Below are 9,175 nucleotides of genomic sequence, written 5' to 3' on the forward strand. Positions count from 1 at the left end.
CAATGTTTTCAAGAAATTTTAAATTTAAAATTATTACATCCAGCCAGAATACTTTGTATATTATATCTATTAAAAGCATCATTTCCATGCCAACAAAATCCATTTTATAAGTTAGCACATCACTTTGTTTGAAAGATAGATTCCTGACGACTTGGAAATGATACCTTGTAATCCGTTTTATACGGTTGGTTTTGAATCGAAGTGGTGTATGACTTGTGCCTGACATCCAACAATCAATTATTGATGAATAATGCAAGATTAATTAGATGAAAAAACCTAATGGCTCAAATAAAACAGTTAATCCATTGGCGAATATTTTTTACTAGAAGAAGCTCCAAGCATATTAGCTAAAGTATTTTGCATCTCTGCATTCGGTTCCATGCCAGGATGACGTTTTAATTCGGGAATAGGATCAGACTGATCATTTTCTGCAATTAAATTTTTTGGCTTCTTTGTTCCTAGCATCCTAGCTAACATTTTAGAAGTGCTATGAATATCCATCTGCCCCCCCTTTTAACAACTATCCTTAAAAGATATCACAAACAAATTAAGAAATTATTAAGAATATTAAAAATTTCTTAAAAAAATTTTATTTAACGCCATGTTCGAATTTTCTTCAATTATAAAATTGGAAAAGTAGTTACCTAAAAGTAACTAATTGACGCCCTTAGATTATTATCTTAGGCTTTTGCTGGTTCATTTATAAAAATACAGGAGTGTCTTATGCAACAAGAAATTATCCAAAAAATTATCCAAAAAAAATTATTAAAAAAGAACAGAGGATGGTGCCACGTACCCAAATAATCTTGGCTAACTTAAAATAGAAGCCTAATAACAGCCTACAACACACTTTACATTATATTGTCGTGTTGTAGCGCTTTCAATAATCATAATAGATTCGATTCAATGATGTATCCTAATTTAAATGACTTGCTTAATTATAGAAACGATAAAATTATTGCTCGATATAACATAGATTATCCCAATACAGAAATGTCTGGTGAAGAAGCCTGGCAAGAATTAATGAAATTTATCTGGCTCTCCCATAAACATAAAATAGATAGGGAAAATTATCCAGAAAATATCAATTTGGATTTTTCATGTGTTATTCACGAAGAAATGTCTGACATTGATAACATGTGGCATACTTTCCTTTTATTTACTAAAGATTATCATCAGTTTTGCCATACTTATCTTAATGGAGCTTTCCTCCACCACGATCCTTTATCGGTAAATAATGACCTGATTTCAGAGGAACAATATGCCTTAGAACTAACCTGTTATTTATCTTATATCCATGAACACTTAGGGGAGGAGACTTTGGTGAGATGGTTTAAATAGGCAATTCATTTCTCGCTCTTTAATAAATCCTTCCTCCGCTTTAATTATTTGACTCATATTGGTTTCAGTCCAACTAGTAAGTAAAACCAATATTGCACTTAATTCCTTACCCAAGTTAGTTAATGAATACTCCACCTTCATAGGTAAAACAGGGTAAGAGCGCCTCTCTACAAAGCCATATCGCTCCAATTTTAATAAAGTCTGTGTCAACATTTTGGGAGATATCCCTCCTATTTCCCTTTTTAATTCGCCAAAACGATACACTTTGCTGGATAAAAGATTGATAACCAATATAGACCACTTGTCGCTGATGCCTTCTAAAACATTTCTTGATGGGCATTTTTCACTATAAACACTATATCTTGAATGCAACATATTCCCTCTCTATATCCAAAACTCTTGGAAGTAAGTCTATTAATGATCATGTTAATTGATAGAATTGTAATGTCTAATTTTAGAATACGTTATAAATAATTAGATTATTATCTTATCTTAAGGCTAGAACCTATTTCCTTTTATCAGATCGCACAGAGGAGGCAATACATTATTTAATTCACACTCTTGATAAGGAGTGGCAGACATAGAAGATTGCCAAATACCATGGGGCCATAGAGGATCGCTTTTTCTCCGGGCAATAACATGTATGTGTAGTTGTGAAACAATGTTACCTAGTGCTCCAATATTAAGCTTATCTGGACAAAAATAATTATTCATCAATAAAGACAACTGATTAATTTCTTCTATTAATAATTGCTGCTCTTTTTTTTCCAGCTGGTAAATCTCTTGAATATGCTTCTTTCGTGGAACCAAAATAAGCCAGGGATAACAAGCTTCATTTTTTAAAAGAACTGTAGATAACGGCCACTCACCAAGGATAAAGCAACTAGATAAAATTCGTTCATCAATGCTAAACAAGATACTCTCTCATTAATAAATGCTAAATTTTAAGTTATTTTAGCAAGAACTTCCTAACGAGATGATAGAAATTATAGATAAATTTTAATAAACCTATTGAGTAATGGTCCCTTTTTGCGTTATGTTGAACTTACCTATTGCGAAATAGGCATTTACAATTGTCATTTAAGGAAGAATGCAATTGATCAGCTGATCAGCAATTGTCAGTCGATTGATAAGCTTTAGCAAAAGGAGGATTCATGGCTAGAGGCGAAGTCAAGTGGTTCAATAATGCCAAGGGTTGGGGTTTTATCATTCCAGAAGGAGGTGGCGAAGATATCTTTGTACACTTCTCGTCAATCAATGGTACTGGGTATAAAACACTAATTCCTGGACAAGCAGTCACTTATGATGTGGTCAATGGCGAAAGAGGTTTACATGCCACTAACGTTGTTGCTCTAAGTGAAAATGCTGAACATGAAGAAACAGCATAAACAGATTATTAATGTGATAAACTATTAAGCGCAGCAGTATAATTAATATTTATGCTGCTGCGACCATCAAGTTAAGGTATTATGTCCTTTGTTCATTTCATGTAATGGGGCCTTTACTGATGAGGCATGGTTTATTACTGATTAATTTAGGTACTCCCCACAAGGCAGAGGTAGCCGCCGTAAGAGCATATTTGCGGGAATTTCTGCTTGACAAACGAGTGATCGATTTACCAGCTATGATGCGCTATATCCTAGTCTATTGCTTAATTTTGCCCTTTAGAACATCCAAATCCACTCATGCCTATCAATCAATATGGACTGAAAATGGCTCACCTCTTTTATATCACAGCCAAAATTTGGTCAATCGATTAAAAGCTGCTCTTAACGAAGAGTACACCATTGCTTTAGGAATGCGTTATGGTAAGCCAAGTATTGAAACTGCTATAGAAGAATTAAGAAAGTGTGAATCCATCACTGTTCTTCCCTTATTTCCCCAATACTCTTCTGCAGCCACAGGCTCAGCTCTTGAAAAAGTCATGACAATTTTCTCACCTAAAGAAGTCATTCCATCACTCAGAATAATAAGAGATTTTTATCTACATCCTGAGTATATTAAAGCACAATCTCAAATCATTAAAGCATATCTTAAAGAAGATTTTCATCTTCTCTTTAGTTATCATGGTATTCCAGAACGACATGTCCTTCAGAGCGGATGTTCATCTATTTGTGCCGGAACATGTCCACCTATATCTGATAAAAACCAAGCATGTTATAAAGCTCAATGTCACCAAACCAGTCTACTATTAGCAAAAGAATTGCGATTAAGCACTCATCAATATACCACTGCATTTCAATCCAGACTTGGAAAAACACCTTGGATTAAGCCGTTTACTGATGAAATTCTAGTCGAATTAGCAGCAAAAGGAATTAAGAAACTTGCCATTGCGTGTCCTTCTTTTGTTGCCGACTGCCTGGAAACAATAGAAGAAATAGGGATCCGAGCCAAAGAACAATGGTTAAAGATAGGAGGTGAACAATTCGTTTTAATTCCTTGCATGAATGATCACCCTGAATGGGTCAATGCAATTGAAAAAATTATTGCCAAACAGGCTTAGTACAATAAAAACCATATCAACCCTATAGCTTGGCAAATTCATTTCCTGTACTATGGCTACCTTATTTTTAGATCAATACCCAAGAGACTTAAAAAATGCGATAATTTGGGTCGCATGATTTTTTCGTCCAGTTTTTTGAAAAGACATGTGATAGCCCGTCCTATTGCGAGTTCCAAAAAAGGGCAGGAAAAGCATCCGCCTAAAAATCGCATTTTGACACCTCTTGGATATCATTATTATCAGGAGATTATGTTGAAAAGGATCTTTTTTTTACTGATTTTTTTTATCTCTCAAGCGATGGCTTCTGTATTTACTCATGAAGACATTCAAATATTAAAAAAGCATTTTTTGAATAATTTTCAATCCAATGGTGCTATCGTCGCTTCTCCCTCGCAACATGATCCTAATTATTATTATGACTGGATACGAGATTCTGCAATTGCCATGGGATTAGTTGAAACATGGTATGAAGCGACTAAATCTAATCGATATAAAAAACTGCTATTAGAATATGTTTCCTGGACTGAAAAGGTACAGCATCAAAATGATACAATTCCTGGCCAAGACATACTCGGTGAACCCAAATTTTATATCAATGGAAGCCCCTTTGATGGGGAATGGGGAAGACCACAAAATGATGGCCCAGCACTCAGAGCTTCCGTTTTAATTCGTTTTGCTCAACAACTATTAAATAAAAATGAAACCGATTATATAAAAACTCATCTTTACAACAATACTATGGACCCCCAATCCATAGGTACTATCAAAATGGATTTAGAATACATTGCCCACCATTGGCAAGATGCAAACTTTGATCTTTGGGAAGAAGTGTTTGGTCATCATTTTTTTACAGCTATGGCGCAGCAAAAAGCTCTTGCAGAAGGTGCGATTTTGGCTCGTAAACTCCATGATGAGCAAGCTGCTATTTTTTATGATGCCCAAGCCAACTTAATTAATAGCCGCCTGAAACAACATTTGGATCAGCGAAATAGAATAATTCAAGCTACTTTATTACCTCATCCTGGCCCACAAAAAACTTTAGAGCTTGATTCGTCTGTTCTACTAGGTATCCTTATAAATCCGCAAAAGGAAGGCGTCTTTGCCCCGCAAAATGCCTTTGTACAAAATACTGTGATGGCTCTGCATGAGCAATTTAATTTAATGTTCCCTATAAATAAAAACCACTCCGGAGCAATACTATTTGGTCGTTACCCTGGAGACACTTACGATGGCTACCAAACGAATAGTGTCGGTAATCCTTGGTTTATTTTAACTGCTACAATAGCTGAATATTATTTTACCTTAGCAAATAATGTGGTTATGAATTCCGATAATAAACCGCTTATTATGAGTTACCTAAAGAAGGGGGACAGTTATTTAAAGCTGATAAAACAATACGGCCCTGATCTGAATTTAAGTGAGCAAATCAATCTAAATACAGGAGTCCAACAAGGAGCGGCTTCTTTAACATGGAGTTACGGTTCCGTACTTAGAGCTATCCAAGTAAGAGAGCAATTGGAAAATAGGATAAAAACTATCGATTTGGAGCAGTAAATTTTTCTAGCAAAAGGTTGAGTCATCTTGACCTAACACAAATGATCTCTTGAAATCACTAATGTTAGGTCAAATGATTTTATGATATAAGTAACTGTCTTGAATTAGAAATTCAAGACAGTTACCATGCTTGTATCAATTCATTGGAGCTAATATAGAAGGTTCTGATTTGTTAGTCATACTCATCTCTTCTTCTCTTCCTAAAAACCGTAGTGGCTTACCACTCATAATATAATTTTCTATCTGCTCCAAACTGATATTCTTAGTTTCAGGCATATAAACATAAGTGTAAATCAAACCTAAGAAACAAATGACTGCATATAATGCAAAAGTAACCTCTATACCAAACATATGATGCAAGATTGGAAAACTAAAAATGACCAGTGTATTAAAAGACCAATTACTCATGGATGACATACCCATTCCGGCCCCTCGGACATGGAGGGGGAAAATTTCTGCCATAGCGATGTGTGGGATAGGACCCACGCTAATTGCAAATGAAAAAATATAAACCATTAAGCAAATAACAGATAAGTAGGATAATCCAGGCACATGATTTAAAGAAAAAAGACATAATGCACACAAACTCAAACTTGTCCCAGCAAAGCCTAGTAGCAACAATTTGCGTCGTCCTAGTTTATCGACACATAAAATTGCGATAATAGTAACTAGTAAATTGACCAACCCGATGCCCATCGTTGCTAATATTTGACCAGTTGTACTATCCATACCCAGATTTTTAAATATTTCAGGGGCAAAATAGATCACTACATTAATGCCACTTAATTGCTGCAAACAAAACAAGATAGTCCCTAACATCAATACTGGCAGTAAGGGTTTTTGGAATAAAAGTAGCCAATTTCCTTGTTTTGGCTCATTCGCCAATGTGGTTTCAATGTCTCTTAATTCCTGTTCAATCGCTCGATTTTTTCTTAATTTTCTTAATGAATTCTCTGCAGCATCACGACGCCCAACACTACATAACCAACGGGGGGATTCGGGCATGAACAAAATCCCTATCGCTAACAGTAACGCAGGTAAAGCGCTCGAAGCGAACATTACCCGCCATGCTTGCTGTTCTATCAATAAATAATTCACTGAGTAGGAACAAACAATACCAACAGTCATAGCAAGCTGATAAATTGCAACAACTGCGCCTCTTGCCTCTAAAGCAGCAGTTTCGGCCAAATATAACGGAGTTAATACAGAAGCCATTCCAATTGCAAGACCTAAAACTAATCGAGATAAAATAAGTATGAAAATGGAGTGGGCAAGTCCAGCCCCCAGCGCGCCAAGAAAGAACAAAAAGCCGGCAAATGACAATAAAGAACACCTGCCAAATCGCTTCATCCCTTTTGATGCCATGAAAGCACCAACTAACATCGAACCCAGTAACGCGCCAAAAGGTAAGGCAGAAGCCATAACACCAATATGAGTTACTGTCAGATTAAAATGATTTTTGACCAAATCAAGAGAACCTGCAATAATTCCCTCATCATAACCAAATAAAAAACCTGCAACTGACCCAATTATTGCAACAATCCAAGCCATCTTTTACTCCTTGTTTTAAAGTACTTCTCCTGCCAACTCAAATATATTTATTCACAAAATAAGACCCTAATTTTAATGACAATATCTCAACCCTCCCATAAATGTAGGAAAGAACTTTAAAGGGATAATACAAATTAATTACATTCATTCTGTGAAGAACACTCCTCTATTCGAGAGCTTACTGCTACACATAAATCAGTAATTAAAGACCAATTGCGATTTTTTATTGCATCTTCAGGTACTATCCAAGATCCCCCGACGCAAGGCACATTAGGTAATCTTAAATAATCACCATAATTCTCAGCAGTCACCCCTCCCGTTGGGCAAAACCTTACCTCTGGGAAAAGCCCTGAGATAGACTTCAACATGGAAACTCCCCCAGAAATTGCTGCAGGAAAAAATTTAAAATGGGTATAACCTATGTTTAACCCCTCCATGAGCTCAGAAACGCTAGCTATACCTGGAATTAAAGGAATTTCACTCTTCAATCCTGCTTCCAATAGTTCGCGGGTCTGTCCCGGACTAATAGCAAATTTGCCACCTACCGCTGCCACTTCATCCAGTTGAACAGAGTTAATGACAGTTCCTGCTCCAATTAAAGCCTTTGGGAATGTATTGATAAGCAATTCTAGAGCTTTCATTGCTACTGGTGTTCTTAACGTTACCTCGAGAATATTAATACCGCCCGTAAATATTGCCTCAGCTATAGATATTGCTTGCTCCAGCTCCCTTATCACAATGACTGGAACAACTGAAGAAGTCGAAAATACTGTGCTCGGTTGTATTTTCCATTCAGCAAATGACATAAGAAGCTCCTGCTAAAGATTGTTTTAGACTGACGCCCGCTCCCAAAAGACCTGGTTGTGCTGCAGCAATAACAAAAGTAGGAATCAGGGCGTTGAAGTCACGGAATCGACCTTTATTTTCAAATTGAACTCTAAAATCGCTTTGATGCACCAAAGACAATAAACGGGGAACAATACCTCCTGCAATATAAATGCCCCCAAAGGCACCGTAGGTTAAAGCTAAATCCCCAGCAAAAGTTCCCAGACTTGAAAAGAATTGTTCTATTGTTTTTTGTGCTATAATACAATTTTGGCTTAATGCCTTAGAGATAATCTGGGCCGCTCTTAAGGGTTCGACTTTTGTATTCTGGTAGGCCGCCAAAGCCCTGTATATATTTTCCAAGCCCTGGCCTGATAATAAGCGTTCATAGGATACATGTGGGTATTGATTTTTTAAGTAGCGATAGATAAACCATTCTTGCTCCGTTTTTGCTCCCCAGTCTGCATGACCGCCCTCTCCTGCAAAAGCCATGTAATTTTGTTGATTAGGAACTAAATAAGCCACTCCCAAACCAGTTCCTGCACCTAGGATAACTCTTACCTTACCAGGATCTAAGTAGCCATCACCAATTTGAATTAAATCCTGACTTGTTAACGCAGGTAAGCTCATGGCAATCGCGGTAAAATCATTCATGACTTGCAAAACATCCAAACCAAGCTCTTGTTTTAAATCAGTAATTGAAAACCGCCAATGACAATTGGTCATACTAACCAAGTCATCAATGACTGGGCAGGCAATCGCTATGGCGACCTGTTTTATTTCTTGTAGGAATATTGAGTTTGATAGGCTACTAATGCGGCTCCTAAGCTCATAAATTCTGCACAAGGATAAATTTCAATTTTATCCATCTGCAGATTAATAAGATTCATTCTACTGAACCGAGCAAAAGTACCGCCTATATCAGCAACAATCACATACTGCGTTAAATCATGATGCATCATAACAAAATTCATTTCCCTTAAATAAACTACAAGCACCCTGCTCAGCACCGGTAAAATTTGATCTTAAGTGAGTAAATAATTCTCGTCCCATACCTCGAACGATAAAGTCCTGTTCTTCCATAAGGTGACCAGATCGAGCTGCTAATTCTTCATCAGAAACTAATAACTGAAGTATTCCTCGTTTACAATCGATTAAAATCATATCATTTGTTTTAACCTTCGCAATAACTCCTCCATCGACTGCCTCAGGAGTGACATGAATTGCAGCTGGAACTTTGCCTGATGCTCCAGACATACGGCCGTCGGTAACCAATGCCACTTGATATCCTTGATCCATTAAAACCCCAAGCTTTGGAGTTAATTGATGTAATTCCGGCATTCCACAGGCCTTAGGACCTTGAAAGCGTACCACAACCACGCAATTTTTATTAAGTAAGCC

The 9,175-nt window shown here is 36.7% G+C and carries 10 protein-coding genes and 2 pseudogenes; 4 read left to right on the forward strand and 8 right to left on the reverse strand.

Annotation, left to right across the window (positions count from 1 at the left end):
* Both OK13_RS14890 and OK13_RS12970 read right to left on the reverse strand, forming a co-directional pair.
* The coding region (locus OK13_RS14890) for a hypothetical protein (RefSeq protein ID WP_035891443.1) at positions 1 to 226 on the reverse strand (226 nt) is incomplete at its 3' end.
* A gap of 71 nt (positions 227 to 297) precedes the next feature.
* The gene (locus OK13_RS12970) at positions 298 to 501 is read right to left on the reverse strand and encodes a hypothetical protein (protein ID WP_035891445.1); all 204 of its coding nucleotides are present in this window, start codon (positions 499 to 501) and stop codon (positions 298 to 300) included.
* Positions 502 to 909: 408 nt separating this feature from the next.
* Between OK13_RS12970 and OK13_RS12975 the strand changes: the two genes are divergently transcribed.
* Positions 910 to 1,341 carry a glycine-rich domain-containing protein gene (locus OK13_RS12975; protein WP_081964933.1) on the forward strand — a complete coding sequence of 144 codons (432 nt, stop codon included), beginning with the start codon at positions 910 to 912 and terminating at the stop codon, positions 1,339 to 1,341.
* On the opposite strand, the gene OK13_RS12980 is transcribed toward OK13_RS12975, so the two are convergent.
* Both OK13_RS12980 and OK13_RS12985 read right to left on the reverse strand, forming a co-directional pair.
* Positions 1,306 to 1,716, reverse strand: coding sequence for a winged helix-turn-helix transcriptional regulator (locus OK13_RS12980; RefSeq protein WP_052117692.1), 411 nt, complete (start codon positions 1,714 to 1,716; stop codon positions 1,306 to 1,308). The genes OK13_RS12975 and OK13_RS12980 overlap by 36 nt on opposite strands.
* A gap of 123 nt (positions 1,717 to 1,839) precedes the next feature.
* Positions 1,840 to 2,256: an HIT domain-containing protein gene (locus OK13_RS12985; protein ID WP_035891451.1), complete on the reverse strand. Its 417-nt coding sequence runs from the start codon at positions 2,254 to 2,256 to the stop codon at positions 1,840 to 1,842.
* A 239-nt stretch (positions 2,257 to 2,495) separates the two neighbouring features.
* Between OK13_RS12985 and OK13_RS12990 the strand changes: the two genes are divergently transcribed.
* From OK13_RS12990 to OK13_RS13000, 3 genes are all read left to right on the forward strand, one after another.
* Complete coding sequence (locus OK13_RS12990; RefSeq protein ID WP_035891453.1) at positions 2,496 to 2,729, forward strand: cold-shock protein; 234 nt, start codon at positions 2,496 to 2,498, stop codon at positions 2,727 to 2,729.
* A gap of 119 nt (positions 2,730 to 2,848) precedes the next feature.
* Positions 2,849 to 3,844 (forward strand): ferrochelatase, encoded by a 996-nt coding sequence (hemH, locus tag OK13_RS12995; RefSeq protein WP_035891454.1) that lies wholly within the window; start codon positions 2,849 to 2,851, stop codon positions 3,842 to 3,844.
* 249 nt (positions 3,845 to 4,093) lie between these two features.
* Positions 4,094 to 5,398: a glycoside hydrolase family 15 protein gene (locus OK13_RS13000; RefSeq protein WP_152571701.1), complete on the forward strand. Its 1,305-nt coding sequence runs from the start codon at positions 4,094 to 4,096 to the stop codon at positions 5,396 to 5,398.
* 135 nt (positions 5,399 to 5,533) lie between these two features.
* Here the strand turns inward: OK13_RS13000 and OK13_RS13005 are convergent, their stop codons facing one another.
* The 4 genes and pseudogenes from OK13_RS13005 to OK13_RS13020 all read right to left on the reverse strand — a co-directional run.
* A complete protein-coding gene (locus OK13_RS13005; RefSeq protein ID WP_035891457.1) occupies positions 5,534 to 6,949 on the reverse strand; it encodes a sugar porter family MFS transporter in 1,416 nt (471 codons plus the stop codon).
* 134 nt (positions 6,950 to 7,083) lie between these two features.
* Positions 7,084 to 7,755 (reverse strand): bifunctional 4-hydroxy-2-oxoglutarate aldolase/2-dehydro-3-deoxy-phosphogluconate aldolase, encoded by a 672-nt coding sequence (locus OK13_RS13010; protein ID WP_035891459.1) that lies wholly within the window; start codon positions 7,753 to 7,755, stop codon positions 7,084 to 7,086.
* Positions 7,742 to 8,736 (reverse strand): annotated as a pseudogene (glk, locus tag OK13_RS13015) (glucokinase). The gene OK13_RS13010 and the pseudogene glk overlap by 14 nt, the downstream one beginning before the upstream one ends.
* A pseudogene (locus tag OK13_RS13020) lies at positions 8,723 to 9,175 on the reverse strand (dihydroxy-acid dehydratase domain-containing protein); the annotation flags it as partial. The pseudogenes OK13_RS13020 and glk, both read right to left, overlap by 14 nt.

The sequence above is a fragment of the Legionella norrlandica genome, from assembly GCF_000770585.1.
Lineage (GTDB): Bacteria > Pseudomonadota > Gammaproteobacteria > Legionellales > Legionellaceae > Legionella > Legionella norrlandica.